A 13,717-nucleotide genomic window follows, 5' to 3' on the forward strand; every position below is an offset into this window, starting at 1 on the left:
GGGGTTCTACTCCGTTGAGACCGGCCTGGCACTGTTCTCCAAAGCGGCTTGCATGGTATGCCAGGCCAGGGTGGCGCACTTCACGCGCGCCGGGAACTCGCGCACGCCGGCCAGGACTTCCAGCTTTCCCATCGGCACTTCGGACTGCCCCGGCTTTTCGGTGACCAGCGCGTGGAAGCCGCAGAACAAGGCCCGCGCCTGCGCCTCGGTCTTGCCTTTGAGCGCTTCCGTCATCAGCGACGCAGAGGCAGTGGAGATGGCGCAGCCCGAGCCCTCGAAGCTGGCGTCTTCGATCACCGCGTCGCGGATTCTCAGGTACAGCGTCAGCCGGTCGCCGCACAGCGGGTTGAAGCCCTCGGCGCTGCGGTTCGCTGCCGCCAGCCGCCCGAAATTGCGCGGCGAGCGGCTGTGGTCGACAACCACTTCCTGGTAGAGGTTGCGCAGGTCAGACATCAGGCGAATACCTCCTGTGCCGCGCGCACGGCAGCAAACAGTGCATCCACCTCTTCACGCGTGTTGTACAGCGCGAAGGAAGCGCGCACCGTGGCGGGCACGCCGAAGCGCTCCATCACCGGCATGGCGCAATGGTGGCCGGCACGGACCGCCACGCCGTGCTGATCGAGGATGGTGCCGACATCGTGGGGATGGATGCCGTCCAGCGTGAACGAGAGGATGCTCGCCCTGTCGGCAGCCGTGCCGATCATGCGCAGGCCGGCGATCCTCGCTGCCTGCGCGCTGGCGTAGGCGAGCAGCGCGTGCTCGTGGGCGGCGATGGCTTCCAGGCCGAGCGCGCGCACGTACCCGATGGCGGCGCCAAGGGCGATGACGCCGGCGATATTGGGGGTGCCCGCCTCGAACTTGTAGGGCAGCTCGTTGTATGTGGTCTTGCGGAACGTGACCTCGCGAATCATGTCCCCGCCGCCCTGGTAAGGCGGCATGGCATCGAGCAGCGCGGCCTTGCCGTAGAGCACGCCGACGCCGGTGGGCCCGTAAAGCTTGTGCCCGGAGAACGCGTAGAAATCGCAATCGAGGGCCTGCACGTCGACCTTTAGGTGCGGCACGGCCTGGGCGCCATCGATCAGCACCGGGATGCCATGGTCATGCGCCAGCTCGATGATGTGCCGCACCGGGTTGACGGTGCCAAGCGCGTTGGAGAGGTGCGTCAGCGCGACCAGTCTTGTGCGCGGGCCGAGCAATCGCGCGAACTCCTCCAGCATCAGCTCGCCGGCATCGTTGATCGGCGCCACCTGCAGCAAGGCGCCGGTGCGCTGGCACGCCAGTTGCCACGGCACGATATTGGAGTGGTGCTCCATCGCGCTGATCAGGACCTCGTCGCCCGGGCGCAGGCGCTGGCCGAAGCTTGCCGCCACCAGGTTGATGGCCTCGGTGGTGCCGCGCACGAACACGATTTCCTCGCGCCCGGCGGCGTTGATCAGGTCTCGCACTGCGTCGCGCGCGGCCTCGTAGGCATCGGTGGCGCGCTGGCTCAGGGTATGCACGCCGCGGTGGATATTGGCGTTGAGCGCGGCGTAGTAATGCGCTTCGCAATCGATCACGCTTTGCGGCTTCTGGGTGGTGGCGGCGTTGTCCAGATAGACCAGCGGCCTGCCGTTGATGGTCTGGCGCAGGATCGGGAAATCCTTCCGCAACCGCTCCACCTCCAGGCTGGCGGCCGGCACCGCGTGCTCCACGGCCATCCGTTCATGCGCAGCCGTGTTCATGGCAGCTCCTTCACAGGCTCCGGCAGCTTGCCGCGCAAGAGCGTTTCCAGCCGCGTGCGCAATGGGGCCGGGCCGAGCCGCCTGACGACCTCTTCGGCGAAGGCAAAGGTCAGCAGCGCACGCGCCGCGGCATCGTCCATCCCGCGCGAGCGCAGGTAGTAGATCTGCTCGGCGTCGAGCTGGCCGACGGTGGCGCCGTGGCCGCATTTGACGTCGTCGGCATAGATCTCCAGTTGCGGCTTGGTGTCGACCTCGGCCTGGTCGGACAGCAGCAGATTGCGGTTGGACTGGTGCGCATCGCTGTGCTGGGCATCGGCATGCACCACCACCTTGCCGTTGAAGACGGCGCGCGAGGCGCCCGCCAGTACGCCCTTGTACAACTCGCGGCTCTTGCTGTGCGGGCTGGCGTGGTCGACGCGGGTGTGGTGGTCGACATGCTGCCGCCCGGCGGTCATATACAGCCCGTCCAGCGAACACTCGGTATGCTCGGCATTCAGCCCGACATTGATGTCGACCCGCGCCAGGGCGCCGCCCAGGGCAAAGGAACTGGAGGCGCAGCGGCTACCCTGCCGCTGGTCCAGGTTCACGCCGGCGATATGGAAGGCCTTGAGGCTCTCCTGCTGCAGCTTGTGATGTTCGACCTGCGCATCACGCTCGGCAACGATGTCAGTGATGGTATTGGTGCAATAGGCCAGGCCATCCAGGCCGGCGTGGTGCTCCACGATGCAGACCTGGCTGCCGGCTTGCGCCACCACGAGGTTGCGCGCATGGGTTGCCAGTTCGGCAGCGGTGGCAAGGAACAGCAAGTGGATCGGTTGTTCCGGGACGGTGCCGGCCGCCACGCGGATATAGGCACCGTCGGTCATGAACGCCATGTTCAAGGCGGCGAAGCCGGACGGGTAGTCGCTTGTGCGACACAACAGCAGCGCTTCCAGGCAGTCCGGCGCGCGCTCCAGCGTCGCGGCGAGGCTGGCCAGCTCGATGCCCGCAGGCAGGGTGCCGATGCGCGACCATTGCGGCTGGTGCGTGCCATTGACGAACACCATCAGCTGCGCGCCGGCCAGGGCAAGCGCCTCGATCTGGGCTGCCACCGCGGGGTCCAGGCTGTCGCCGGCCTGCGGCAGTGCCACGGCAAAGCGGCTTCGCTCGAGTGCGGCCACGCTGGTGTATTTCCAGTCCTCGTGGCGCAGCGTGGGGAACCCGGCCTGGGCGAAATGATCCAGCGCCTGCCGCCGCGCGTGCGCAAGCCAGCCCAGACGGCGGCCGGGCAGTGCGGCCTCGACGCGGGCGAACTCGGCGAGATAGTGCTCCAGTCCGCTTGCGCTCATGTCGAAGACTCCATCGCGGCATAGCCGTGCCGCTCCAGTTCGCGCGCCAGCTCCGGCCCGCCGGACCTGGCGATGCGGCCTTGCGCAAGCACGTGGACCTGGTCCGGCACGATGTAGTCGAGCAGGCGCTGGTAGTGCGTGACCAGCACAATCGCGCGTTGCGGGCTGCGCATGGCCTCGATGCCCCTGGCGACGATCTTGAGTGCATCGATGTCGAGCCCGGAGTCGGTCTCGTCGAGAATGGCGAGCCGCGGCTCCAGCACTGCCATCTGCAGGATCTCGTTGCGCTTCTTCTCCCCGCCGGAGAAACCCTCGTTCACCGATCGGTAAAGCAGGTCCTGGTCCATCTCCATGAGCTGGAGTTTGTCCTTGACCAGGGCGAGGAAATCCATGGCGTCCAGCTCCGGCTCGCCGCGGTGCTTGCGGATCGCGTTGAGCCCCGCCTTGAGCAGGTAGATATTGGAGACGCCGGGGATTTCCACCGGATACTGGAAGGCGAGGAAGATGCCTGCGCGGGCGCGCTCTTCCGGCGGCATGCCAAGCAGGCTGGTGCCGTCATAGAGGACTTCGCCCTCTGTCACGGTAAAGCGGTCGCGCCCGGCCAGTACATGGGCCAGGGTGCTCTTGCCCGAACCGTTCGGGCCCATGATGGCGTGCACCTCGCCGGCCTTCACGCTGAGGTCGATGCCGTGCAGGATGGGCTTGTCGTCTACGCTGACGTGCAGCTTGCGAATCTCAAGCATGGCTGGCTTCTTTCATCCGATACTGCCTTCCAGGCTCACGCCCAGCAGCTTCTGGGCTTCCACCGCGAATTCCATCGGCAGCTCCTTGAATACTTCCTTGCAAAAGCCGTTCACGATCATCGAGACTGCATCCTCCGCGCTGACGCCGCGGCTCTGGCAGTAGAACAACTGGTCCTCGCCGATGCGCGAGGTGGAGGCCTCGTGCTCGACCTGGCCGGTGGCGTTCTTCACCTCGATATAAGGGAAGGTATGGGCGGCGCATTTGTCGCCCAGCAGCAGCGAATCGCACTGCGAGTAGTTGCGTGCGCCGACCGCGCTCCTGGCAATCTTCACCAGCCCGCGATAAGCATTCTGGCCGTGGCCGGCCGAGATGCCCTTGGAAAGGATGGTGCTCCTGGTGTTCCTGCCGAGGTGCGTCATCTTGGTCCCGGTGTCGGCCTGCTGGTAGTGGTTGGTCAGCGCGACTGAATAGAACTCGCCGACCGAGTCGTCGCCCTGCAGGATCACGCTCGGATACTTCCAGGTGATGGCGGAGCCGGTCTCCACCTGGGTCCACGAGATCTTCGAGCGCGCGCCGCGGCAGTCACCGCGCTTGGTGACGAAGTTGTAGATGCCGCCCTTGCCGTCCTTGTCGCCCGGATACCAGTTCTGCACGGTCGCGTACTTGATCTGTGCGTCTTCCAGCGCGATCAGCTCCACCACCGCGGCATGCAGCTGGTTCTCGTCGCGCATCGGCGCGGTGCAGCCTTCCAGGTAGCTGACGTAAGCGCCCTGGTCGGCGATGATCAGGGTGCGCTCGAACTGGCCGGTGTTGCTGGCATTGATGCGGAAGTAGGTCGACAGCTCCATCGGGCAGCGTACCCCGGGCGGGATATAGCAGAACGAGCCGTCGCTGAACACGGCGGAGTTGAGCGAGGCGAAGAAGTTGTCGGTATAGGGCACGACCGAGCCGAGATACTGTTGCACCAGCGCCGGATGCTCCCGCACCGCCTCGGAAAACGAGCAGAAGATGATGCCGAGTTCGCCCAGTTTCTGCTTGAAGGTGGTGGCCACCGAGACGCTGTCGAATACCGCGTCCACGGCCACGCCGGCCAGCAGCTCGCGCTCGTGCAGCGGCACGCCCAGCTTTTCGTAGGTGCGCAGCAACTCCGGATCGACCTCGGCCAGCGTCTTCGGTCCGGCCTTCTGGGAGCGCGGCGCGGCATAGTAGGCGATTGCCTGGTAGTCGATGGGCGGGTGCGTCACCGTCGCCCAGTGCGGCTCGGACATCGTGAGCCAGTGGCGGAAGGCCTTGAGACGCCACTCCAGCATGAACTCCGGCTCGCCCTTGATGGCCGAGATCATGCGGATCACGTCCTCATCCAGCCCGCACGGCACCGTGTCCGTCTCAACGGCGGTGTAGAAGCCATGCTTATAGCCGTGGCTGATCAGTTCATCGAGCTTGCGTGCCGGGGTTGCCATGGTTTGCCTTCGCTTGCCACTGTCACCTGAATCACAAAATGTCAGCTTGCGGCCCGTTTGCGCGTCGGGCGCGCAAGGCGCCGATATCCACCGGGTGCAATACCGGTTGCGCCATATCCGCCAGCGTCACGCCATTCAGTGCGCTAAAGATGACTCGATTGATCGATTGCCAGTTGGCGCGGATGGCGCACAGGCCTTCCTGCGCGCACAGGCCGGCAGCGACACTGCACTCGGTCATGCCGGCCGGGCCTTCCATGGCGTCAATCACCTGTGCGATCGAAATCTGTTCCGGCGGTCGCGCCAGCAGGTAGCCGCCATTGGCACCGCGCAGAGACTCCAGCAAGTGGTGCCTTGCCAGCATCTTCAGAATCTTGCTTGCCGTCGGAACCGCCACACCGATCGCGGCGGCGACCTCGGCCGCACTGTAGATCCGGCCCGGGTTGCGCGCCAGGTGCGTCATGATCACCGTGCCATAGTCAGTCAGCTTGCTAAGTCTGAGCATCGTCGCCACCAGTGTTTCTTAAATTAGAACCAATTCGGTCCTGATTTGTTCCGGCACGGAAATCCGCCTAACAAAAGTCATAACCGACGGTGTATAGATGGCTTATCTGCGCCAGCGAGGAGGACCTCAGGCATGGCCAACCAACCCATTACCGTCATCACCGGCGCGAGCCGCGGCCTGGGCCGTGCAGCCACGCGCCGTCTGGCCACTGTTGAAGGCCATCTGGTCGTCGCCACGGCGCGCACGCCGGCGGACCTCGCTGGGCTTGAGGCAGAGCTCCGGCTCGCGGGGCATCCGATCGCATGCCACCGCCTTGACGTCACGGAAGAAGGCTCGGCGGCCGCACTGGCCAACTGGCTGAGCGAACGCTTCGGACGCGTGGACGTGCTGATCAACAACGCTGGTGTTTCGCTCGACCACTATCACACCAGCCTGCTCGAACTGCCGCTCGAGACCCTGCGCCGCACCCTGGAAACCAATCTGTTCGGCGTGCTGCGGACCACCCAGGCGCTGGCACCGCTGCTGCGCGCCAGCCGCGCCGCCCGGGTGGTCAACCTGGCTTCGGGCATGGGGCAATTGGCGGAGATGGGCCGCGGCGTGCCGGCTTACCGGATCTCGAAAACGGCGCTGAATGCCGTCACGCGCATCCTGGCCGCCGAGATGGCCGATCACGGCGCCAAGGTCAACTCCGTGTGCCCGGGCTGGTGTCGCACCGATCTGGGCGGCCCCGATGCGCCGCGCTCGCCGGAGCAGTGCATCGACACTGTGATCTGGCTGGCAACGCTGCCCGACGATGGTCCCACCGGCGGCTTCTTCCGCGATCGCCAGCCGATTCCGTGGTAGCGATCAATGCTGTGACGCGCCTTCGAGCATCCGGATAGCGGCCGATTTCCCTGCTCGCAAGGGCCGGTATGTGACCATCTTCCGCCCCAATCGGAGGTTCGGAAGCAGTAGGAAAAAGGGACGCCTTGGCGTCCCTTCTTGCATGATTGAACCCAGCGGCTCAGGTGCAGGCCGTGTTGGCCGCGTCCTTCGCCTGCACTTCCGGCGGGGTCGGTACCGTCAGCGTCACGGTCGGCCGCCTGTCCGCACATACCCTCGGTTGACGGGATAATTTATGTGGGTAAAATAAAATTCACAATTATGAATAAATGCAGGTGCAGCCATGGCTGGCCATGCCGGTGCCGGCTTCCGACAACCGCCGTCCAGGAGACAACCCGATGAAACCGAACTTGCGCCGCCGCCTGATGCTGTGCGCCGCCATGCTGGGCACGATGCCCGCGTTGGCCTGGAGTGACACCTATCCCAGCAAGCCGATCCGCATGGTGGTGCCGTTTGCGCCAGGCGGGGCCACCGACGTGGTGGCGCGGCTGATTTCGCAGAAGCTGGGCGAAGCGCTCAAGCAGTCGGTGGTGGTGGAAAACCGTCCCGGCGCCAACGGCATCATCGGCACGGACATCGTGGCGCGCGCGGCGCCGGACGGCTACACCCTGCTGCTGAACAGCGCCGGCGCGCAGACTCTCAGCCCGGTGCTGTACAAGGCGGGCTATGAGCCGCTGAAGAGCTTTGCGCCGATCTCGCAGATCAGCAATATCGGCTTCGTGATGGTGGTCCATCCGTCGGTGCCGGCCAAGACCGTGCAGGAGTTCGTGGCGCTGGCCAAGTCCAAGACCAAGCCGCTGAGCCTGTCGGCCGGCAGCAGCATGATCGAGCTGATCGGCGCCACCTTCAAGTCCGCGGCGGGCACGCCGGACGTCGTCAGCGTGTCTTACCGCGGCACCGGGCCGCAGATGCAGGCAGTGGTGGCAGGCGAGGTCGACATGACCATCGACCCGTTCAACGGCATGGCGATGATCAAGGCCGGCAAGCTGCGTCCGCTGGCGGTGTTCGCGTCCAAGCGCTCGCCCGCGCTGCCGGACGTGCCGACCATGCATGAGGCCGGCTATGACGGCATGGCCTTCAATTCCTGGGCGGGGCTGCTGGCACCGGCTGGCACGCCCAAGGAAATCGTCACGCGGCTGAACCAGGAGGTGAACCGCATCCTGGCGCAGCCCGAGATCAAGCAGCGCCTGGCAGCGATCGACTATGAGGTGGTGGGTGGCACACCGGAGCAGTTTGCCGCGACCATTGCCGAGGATGCGGCAAGGTGGGCGAAGATCGTCAAGGATACGAACTACAAGGCGGGTTCCTGAGCGATCAGGCTGGTGCAGGCGTCGCCTGCCGCACCAGCCAGCTGCGGAACGCGCGCGCCGCGGCCGGTTCCATCCGGTCGCGCGGCCACACCGCGTAGTAGCCGCCGCCCAGGCTGGCGCTGGCCTCGCTGGCGCGCACCAGCAGGCCTTCGCGCAGGCAGGCGTCGATCATATGGCGCCAGCCCAGTACGATGCCATGGCCTTCCATGGCCAGCTGCAGCAGGATCGGGTACTGGTTGGAGGTGAGCACGTTGCGCAGCGTGGCGTCGGGCAGGCCCTGGTTGGCCAGCCAGGTCTGCCAGGACATCCACTGGCGCTGGCCGTCGTCGAGCATCAGCAGCGTTTCATTGGCCAGCGCGGCCGGGGCCAGCGTGCGGCCGTTCAGGTAGCCCGGCGCGCACACCGGGAACACTTCCTCGCCATACAGCCGTCGTGCTGCCAGTCCCGGCGGCGGGCCCTCGCGCAGATAGTACATGCCGATATCGAACTCCGCCGGCGACAGTGACGCCAGGCTGTCGTTGACGGTCAGGCGCAGCTGGATCTCGGGGTGCGCCTCGCGGAACGAGGCCAGCCGCGGCGTCAGCCACAGCACCGCCACGCCGCTGGAGCACGCCACCGTCAGGGCGGTATGGCTGCGCACCTTCATCACGTCTTCGGTCGCTTCGGCGCAGCCCACCAGCAGGCGCTGCACCACCTCGGCATAGCGCTGGCCACTGACGGTCAGGCGCAGCGCGCGCGGTTCGCGGATAAAGAGCTTGCGCCCGAGAAAGTCTTCCAGCTGGGCCACCTGGCGGCTGATCGCGCTTTGGGTCAGGTGCAGTTCGGCCGCGGCGCGGGTGAAGCTGCCGTGGCGCATCGCGGCTTCAAACGCGACCAGGTTGGGCAGGGGCGGGAGCGGGGAAATGCGCATGGGGTTTCCGGTCAGAGAAGCCGCCATGATAGACCGCCGGCGCATCCAGATGGAGGCCAGCGGGAGGGGCGCGCCGCCCGGATCAGCCGGCGCGGCGGTGGATGCGGCCGGCCTGCATCACCACGCTCAGGCGCTCGCCCTGGCCGGCGATCAGGCCGATATCGGCCAGCGGATTGCCGTCGACCAGCAGCAGGTCGGCCAGCGCGCCGGCGCGCACGGTGCCAAGCTTGCCTTCGCGCTGCAGGATGGCGGCCGCGATCGAGGTGGCCGAGCGGATCGCTTCCAGATTGCCGAGCAGATCGGCGCGGATGCGGAACTCTTCGGCCTGGTGGTCGTGCATCTCGCCCAGCAGGTCCGAGCCATAGCCCATCGGCACGCCGGCATCGGCATAGATGCGCAGCGAGTCGCGCCCGGCCTGGCGCACGGTCTCGATCTTGGCCACGGAGTCGGCCGGCAGGCCCAGGCGGGCGCCGTCGCGCGCAAGCGCGTCGTAGGTGACCAGCGTCGGCACCACGAAGGCGCCGTGCCTGCGCATCTCGTCGGCGCTGTCGCGGTCGACCAGGTTGCCGTGCTCGATGGTGCGCACGCCACAGCGCACCGCGCGCGTGATGGCGCGGCCGGTGTAGGCGTGGGCCATCACATAGGTCTGTGCGGCTTCGGCTTCGGCAACAATCGCGCGGATCTCGTCTTCGCTGTACTGGGTGTTGCCGATCGGGTCGGTAGGCGAGGCCACGCCGCCCGAGGCCATGATCTTGATCTGGCTGGCGCCCTTCTGGATTTCTTCGCGCACGGCTAGGCGCACGGCATCGACGCCATCCACCACGCGCGCGATGGCACCGGCGCGGAAGGCACACGAACAGGGCTCCAGCACATCCGAGCGCGGACGGAAATCACCATGGCCGCCGGTCTGCGACAGTGCCTTGCCCGACGCAAAGATGCGCGGCCCCGGCACCAGCCCGGTGGCAACCGCCTGCGACAGGCCCCAGTCGGCGCCGCCGGCATCGCGCACGGTGGTGAAGCCGCGCTCCAGCATGCGCTGCATGATCGGCAGCGCGCGGATCGCCACCAGCACGTTGGGCTGCACCGCGTTCAGGCCGAGGTTGGCCAGCGAGGCCAGCACATGCACGTGGCAGTCGATCAGGCCGGGCATCACGGTCTTGCCGCGCGCGTCGATGCGCTGTGCGTTGGGGGCATCGATGGCCGGGCCGACCGCGGCAATGCGCTCGCCTTCAACCAGGACATCGTGGCCGCGCAGGAGCTCGCCCGTGGCGGGTTCGAGCACATCGCCGCCGTGGAAAAGGATCTGGGGACTCTGGGACATGTCAGCGTTGTTGCAGGTAGGAAGGTTCGCGCACGAAGCGGGTGCCGACCAGGCTGATGGTGGCGGCGATCATCACGTAGATGGCCGGGGCCATGCTGCTGCCGGTGGTGGCGATCAGCCAGGTGATGATGAAGGAGGCAAAGCCACCGAAGATCGTCACCGCGAAGTTGTAGGCCACCGACAGGCCGGTCGACAGCACGCGCGCCGGGAACAGTTCGGAGAACGCCGCCAGGATCGGGCCGGTATAGGTGGCGATCAGCACGCCGAACACCAGCTGGAATACCAGCAGCGAAGCCAGGCCGGGCGCATGGTTGATATACGCGAACATCGGCCACGCCAGCACCAGGATCAGCAGCGCCGAGCCGCTCAGCAGCACGCGCCGGCCGATGCGGTCGGCCAGCAGGCCCACCAGCGGCGCGAACACCATGATGGCACTGCCGCCCGCCATGCCGGCGATAAAGCCATCGGCCTGCGGCACCTTCAGCACCTTGACCGCGTAGGTCGGCATGTAGAACAGCAGCACATAGGTGCACACCGTCCACAGGATCACCATCGAGAAGCTGGCCAGGGTCTCGCGCGGGTAGGCCTGCACGATTTCCTTGAGCGGTGAATCGGCGCGCTCGGCGTTGTCGCGGAAGGTCGGGGTTTCATCGAGGTGGTGGCGGATGTAGTAGCCCACCGGGCCGATCACGATGCCCAGCAGGAACGGCAGGCGCCAGCCCCAGCTGTTGAGTGCCTCGGTGCTCAGCGAACTGGTGACGAAGGTGCCCACCGCCGCGCCCAGCAGCACGGCCACGCCGATGCTGGCCTGGATCCAGCTGGAGTAGTAGGCACGCTGGCGCGCCGGGGCGTACTCGGTCAGGAAGGCGGTGGCGCCGCCCATCTCGCCGCCGGCGGAGAAGCCCTGCATCAGGCGCGCCACCACGATCAGCAGCGGGGCGAAGAGGCCGATCTGGTCGTATGTGGGCGCAATGCCGATCAGCGTGGTGCCGAGCGCCATCAGCAGGATGGTCAGCGACAGTGCCGCCTTGCGGCCCACGCGGTCGGCGTAGATGCCCAGCACGATGCCGCCCACCGGGCGCATGAAGAAGCCCACGCCGAAGGTGGCCACGGCCAGCAGCAGCGAGCTGAGGTCGTCGCCGGTGGGAAAGAACAGCTTCGCGATGATGACCGCGAAGAAGCTGTAGACGGTGAAATCGAACCATTCCAGGCCATTGCCGATCACCGTCGCGATGATGGCGCGGCGGCGCTGGCTGGGCTGGATGGCGGGCGCCGCTGGCGCAGCCGGTGTGTAGGGCGCGCTCGTTGGCGCAGCGCTGTTTTGCATGGGTGTTTCCTCCTCTGTGACAGCTGCCGGGGGCAAGGGCCGGTGTCGTCTCAGGCCGGCCGGGCAGATGGTGCAGCTGATGTTAGGAGAAGGCGGGGCGCAGACGGTAGCGATATCTCCGCATGAATGCATGCGCGTGGCGCATGGCTCGGGGTGATCGCGTCGTTGAGAGTATTTGCCGCCCGGACATTGCCGCCTGCTCAAGAGCAGCAGTTTCGCGGCGCTCAACCCCGGGCAGCTGCTGTGGCCGGCGTTCCTGCTGTAGTGGCAAGCGCGCCGGCCATGCAGCCAACCATGTCAGCGGACGCTAGTGAAAAGCAAGCTCAAGCTCCACGCCGCTGTAGTCAACGCGCGGAGCAAGCCTGCGGCGTGGCCCTTGTTCAAAGTGAATCAAGCCATAGCCCTCCATCGTGCGGAGTGTCCGCGACAGGTTCGACACGGCCCGTCCGGTTTTTTGCGATAGCTCTTCGAGCGATTCAGGATTCGTTTCCGCGATCAGCGCAAGCAATTGGCGATTGGCTGGGGACAGGACCTTTGCCAGCACGTCCAGCGATTGAAACCAGACCTTGGGCTCATCCTTTCCGGGCTTGAGTTTGCCGCGGGCGATCGCCATGGTGCGGGCCTTGAAGTCGTCCAGTGAGGCGATGCCAATCTTGAGGTTGCCGCTCATCATTCACTCCTTTTGCTGCAGGATCTTGTCGACCTCTGTCCAGAAATCTTCCAGCAACGTGGAAGCATCGTGGTAGTCGTAGAATCGAACGCCCGCCGCCATGTGCTGGTGGTCGTATTCAATGCGCGTCCGCACTCCTGGCCCGGATCCCTCATTGATGCCGTGCGCATTGTCAAAGCCAAGCAAACGGCAGCCAATCCTGTCATGCAGTGTCAGCGAATACCTCAGTCCGTGAGGGCGTTCCTGCGAGACAGCGCAGGTGCGCACCACGATTTTCACCCAATACAAGCTTTCGTCATCCATGACGAAGCGGAGCCCATCCAGGTCCAATAGTGTGTCGAGGCTACGGTCGCGCATAGGTATGCTATCACAGTGTGATAAGTATAGCGAGCCCGACCGCTTGCATAGTTTCGTACGTCCATAGGACGCCCGAACAACGTTTGTCTGTGGCCAAGGCCCGTCTGGTTAGCACATCACTTTGCCACCGACAATGTAACGAGGAGGTTATTTTCTGGAAATCTGGCGCATATTCAGAGCTTTCCCAAAGGGCTTTCCTTGCTGGCTCCGGCTTTTCCGTTGCTGATCGCTTGCGGCTCCTGTCGCCGGCCCTTCAGGCAGCCAGCAATTCTTCCACTTCCTCGCGCCGCGGCGGATACGCGCCGGCCCGGGTCGCAGCAATTGCCGCCGCGGCGGCAGCCAGCCGCGCCTGCGCGGCAAGGTCGCCCGCCGCGCCGGACAGCACGCCGGCCATCCAGCCGCCCATCGCCGCATCGCCACAGCCGACGGTGTCGGCCACATCAACTGCGAGCGCGGGCTGCTCGACGACAATACTGCCCTTGAGCAACGTCATGCCATGCGCGCCGCGCGTCAGCATGACGGTTGCATCGGGCGCCATGGCGCGTACCTGTGCCAGTGCCGCGTCGATATCGAGCGTGGGAAAGAGTCCGGCCAGGTCTTCGTCGGAGATCTTGACGTAGCTGGCCAGCCGCAGCATGTGTGCGAGGACGTTGGCGTAGCCCGGTGCGCGCATCAGGTCCCGGAAGTTGGGGTCGAAGGCAATGCGCTTGCCCGCCGTTGCGGCCAGCGTGGCTTCTTCACACAGCCGTGCCGCCAGCGGCTGGCGCACCAGGCTGATGGAGCCGAAGTGGATCACCTCTGCCGCCTGGCGCCAGCCCTCTGGCAGGCGCGCCGGATCGAAATGCAGGTCCGCGCTGTCGTCGCCGACAAAGAAGTACTGCGGCGGATGGCGTGACGCGACAAAGGCCAGCAACGGCGAGCGCGCCACCCGCTGCAGGAAGCGGCTGTCCAGGCCGGCGTCAGCGCTGGCCTGGGCCAGGTCATCGCCGAACAGGTCCTGGCTGACGGCTCCCGCAAAGGCGGTGGCAATGCCCAGCCGGGCGCCCACGCGCGCCACGTTCCAGCATGAGCCGCCGGGCAGGCCCAGCCAGCTGCCGTCGGCCTGGCGGACCATGTCGGTCAGGGCTTCTCCGAACACGACATAGCGGGGAAGGGGCGTGGACATCGGCGTCTCCTGTGTTGTTT

Annotated in this window: 14 protein-coding genes; 2 read left to right on the forward strand and 12 right to left on the reverse strand. The window is 66.0% G+C overall.

Translation table 11 applies throughout. The features are described 5' to 3' along the window. Positions 1–6: 6 nt before the first annotated feature. Genes sufU through AC3WRR_RS03335 form a run of 6 tightly spaced genes read right to left on the reverse strand, consistent with a single transcriptional unit; the run spans position 7 to position 5,755 of the window. Positions 7–453: a Fe-S cluster assembly sulfur transfer protein SufU gene (gene sufU, locus AC3WRR_RS03310; RefSeq protein ID WP_492296230.1), complete on the reverse strand. Its 447-nt coding sequence runs from the start codon at positions 451–453 to the stop codon at positions 7–9. Then, positions 453–1,721: a SufS family cysteine desulfurase gene (locus tag AC3WRR_RS03315; protein WP_492296232.1), complete on the reverse strand. Its 1,269-nt coding sequence runs from the start codon at positions 1,719–1,721 to the stop codon at positions 453–455. The genes sufU and AC3WRR_RS03315 overlap by 1 nt, the downstream gene beginning before the upstream one ends. Further along, on the reverse strand, positions 1,718–3,049 hold the full coding sequence (sufD, locus tag AC3WRR_RS03320) for a Fe-S cluster assembly protein SufD (RefSeq protein WP_010814499.1): 1,332 nt from the start codon (positions 3,047–3,049) through the stop codon (positions 1,718–1,720). Before sufD ends, AC3WRR_RS03315 begins: the two co-directional genes overlap by 4 nt. Continuing rightward, positions 3,046–3,792 (reverse strand): Fe-S cluster assembly ATPase SufC, encoded by a 747-nt coding sequence (gene sufC / locus AC3WRR_RS03325; protein ID WP_010814498.1) that lies wholly within the window; start codon positions 3,790–3,792, stop codon positions 3,046–3,048. Before sufC ends, sufD begins: the two co-directional genes overlap by 4 nt. Positions 3,793–3,804: 12 nt before the next feature. Continuing rightward, a complete protein-coding gene (gene sufB / locus AC3WRR_RS03330; RefSeq protein ID WP_492296234.1) occupies positions 3,805–5,253 on the reverse strand; it encodes a Fe-S cluster assembly protein SufB in 1,449 nt (482 codons plus the stop codon). A 31-nt stretch (positions 5,254–5,284) separates the two neighbouring features. Continuing rightward, a complete protein-coding gene (locus AC3WRR_RS03335; RefSeq protein ID WP_492296262.1) occupies positions 5,285–5,755 on the reverse strand; it encodes an SUF system Fe-S cluster assembly regulator in 471 nt (156 codons plus the stop codon). A 132-nt stretch (positions 5,756–5,887) separates the two neighbouring features. On the opposite strand from AC3WRR_RS03335, the gene AC3WRR_RS03340 reads away from it, so the two are divergent. Both AC3WRR_RS03340 and AC3WRR_RS03345 read left to right on the forward strand, forming a co-directional pair. Next, complete coding sequence (locus tag AC3WRR_RS03340) at positions 5,888–6,598, forward strand: SDR family oxidoreductase (RefSeq protein WP_011617280.1); 711 nt, start codon at positions 5,888–5,890, stop codon at positions 6,596–6,598. 377 nt (positions 6,599–6,975) lie between these two features. Beyond that, a complete protein-coding gene (locus AC3WRR_RS03345; protein ID WP_454750057.1) occupies positions 6,976–7,947 on the forward strand; it encodes a Bug family tripartite tricarboxylate transporter substrate binding protein in 972 nt (323 codons plus the stop codon). A gap of 4 nt (positions 7,948–7,951) precedes the next feature. Here the strand turns inward: AC3WRR_RS03345 and AC3WRR_RS03350 are convergent, their stop codons facing one another. The 6 genes from AC3WRR_RS03350 to AC3WRR_RS03375 all read right to left on the reverse strand — a co-directional run bounded on the left by AC3WRR_RS03350 (position 7,952) and on the right by AC3WRR_RS03375 (position 13,697). Next, entirely contained in the window at positions 7,952–8,857 is a 906-nt protein-coding gene (locus AC3WRR_RS03350; RefSeq protein WP_010814493.1) for a LysR substrate-binding domain-containing protein, read from the reverse strand. A gap of 82 nt (positions 8,858–8,939) precedes the next feature. After that, entirely contained in the window at positions 8,940–10,178 is a 1,239-nt protein-coding gene (locus AC3WRR_RS03355; RefSeq protein ID WP_492296237.1) for a metal-dependent hydrolase family protein, read from the reverse strand. 1 nt (position 10,179) lies between these two features. Then, on the reverse strand, positions 10,180–11,505 hold the full coding sequence (locus tag AC3WRR_RS03360) for an MFS transporter (protein WP_492296239.1): 1,326 nt from the start codon (positions 11,503–11,505) through the stop codon (positions 10,180–10,182). 307 nt (positions 11,506–11,812) lie between these two features. Next, positions 11,813–12,178 (reverse strand): HVO_A0114 family putative DNA-binding protein, encoded by a 366-nt coding sequence (locus AC3WRR_RS03365; protein ID WP_010814490.1) that lies wholly within the window; start codon positions 12,176–12,178, stop codon positions 11,813–11,815. Next, positions 12,179–12,532 carry a toxin-antitoxin system TumE family protein gene (locus tag AC3WRR_RS03370; protein WP_010814489.1) on the reverse strand — a complete coding sequence of 118 codons (354 nt, stop codon included), beginning with the start codon at positions 12,530–12,532 and terminating at the stop codon, positions 12,179–12,181. It abuts the gene before it with no gap. A gap of 253 nt (positions 12,533–12,785) precedes the next feature. Beyond that, positions 12,786–13,697, reverse strand: a complete 912-nt coding sequence (locus tag AC3WRR_RS03375) for a carbohydrate kinase family protein (protein ID WP_010814488.1) — start codon at positions 13,695–13,697, stop codon at positions 12,786–12,788. Positions 13,698–13,717 lie beyond the last annotated feature (20 nt).

This window comes from Cupriavidus sp. FW305-3-2-15-C-LB2, from assembly GCF_058787575.1.

Excerpts from the sequence above, each read along its gene's own strand:
- AC3WRR_RS03355 (WP_492296237.1), bottom strand. The coding sequence starts at position 10,178 with ATGTCCCAGAGTCCCCAGATCCTTTTCCACGGCGGCGATGTGCTCGAA.
- sufB (WP_492296234.1), bottom strand. The coding sequence starts at position 5,253 with ATGGCAACCCCGGCACGCAAGCTCGATGAACTGATCAGCCACGGCTAT.
- AC3WRR_RS03360 (WP_492296239.1), bottom strand. The coding sequence starts at position 11,505 with ATGCAAAACAGCGCTGCGCCAACGAGCGCGCCCTACACACCGGCTGCG.
- sufD (WP_010814499.1), bottom strand. The coding sequence starts at position 3,049 with ATGAGCGCAAGCGGACTGGAGCACTATCTCGCCGAGTTCGCCCGCGTC.
- AC3WRR_RS03340 (WP_011617280.1), top strand. The coding sequence starts at position 5,888 with ATGGCCAACCAACCCATTACCGTCATCACCGGCGCGAGCCGCGGCCTG.
- AC3WRR_RS03350 (WP_010814493.1), bottom strand. The coding sequence starts at position 8,857 with ATGCGCATTTCCCCGCTCCCGCCCCTGCCCAACCTGGTCGCGTTTGAA.
- AC3WRR_RS03315 (WP_492296232.1), bottom strand. The coding sequence starts at position 1,721 with ATGAACACGGCTGCGCATGAACGGATGGCCGTGGAGCACGCGGTGCCG.
- AC3WRR_RS03370 (WP_010814489.1), bottom strand. The coding sequence starts at position 12,532 with ATGCGCGACCGTAGCCTCGACACACTATTGGACCTGGATGGGCTCCGC.
- sufU (WP_492296230.1), bottom strand. The coding sequence starts at position 453 with ATGTCTGACCTGCGCAACCTCTACCAGGAAGTGGTTGTCGACCACAGC.
- AC3WRR_RS03345 (WP_454750057.1), top strand. The coding sequence starts at position 6,976 with ATGAAACCGAACTTGCGCCGCCGCCTGATGCTGTGCGCCGCCATGCTG.
- AC3WRR_RS03365 (WP_010814490.1), bottom strand. The coding sequence starts at position 12,178 with ATGATGAGCGGCAACCTCAAGATTGGCATCGCCTCACTGGACGACTTC.
- AC3WRR_RS03335 (WP_492296262.1), bottom strand. The coding sequence starts at position 5,755 with ATGCTCAGACTTAGCAAGCTGACTGACTATGGCACGGTGATCATGACG.
- AC3WRR_RS03375 (WP_010814488.1), bottom strand. The coding sequence starts at position 13,697 with ATGTCCACGCCCCTTCCCCGCTATGTCGTGTTCGGAGAAGCCCTGACC.
- sufC (WP_010814498.1), bottom strand. The coding sequence starts at position 3,792 with ATGCTTGAGATTCGCAAGCTGCACGTCAGCGTAGACGACAAGCCCATC.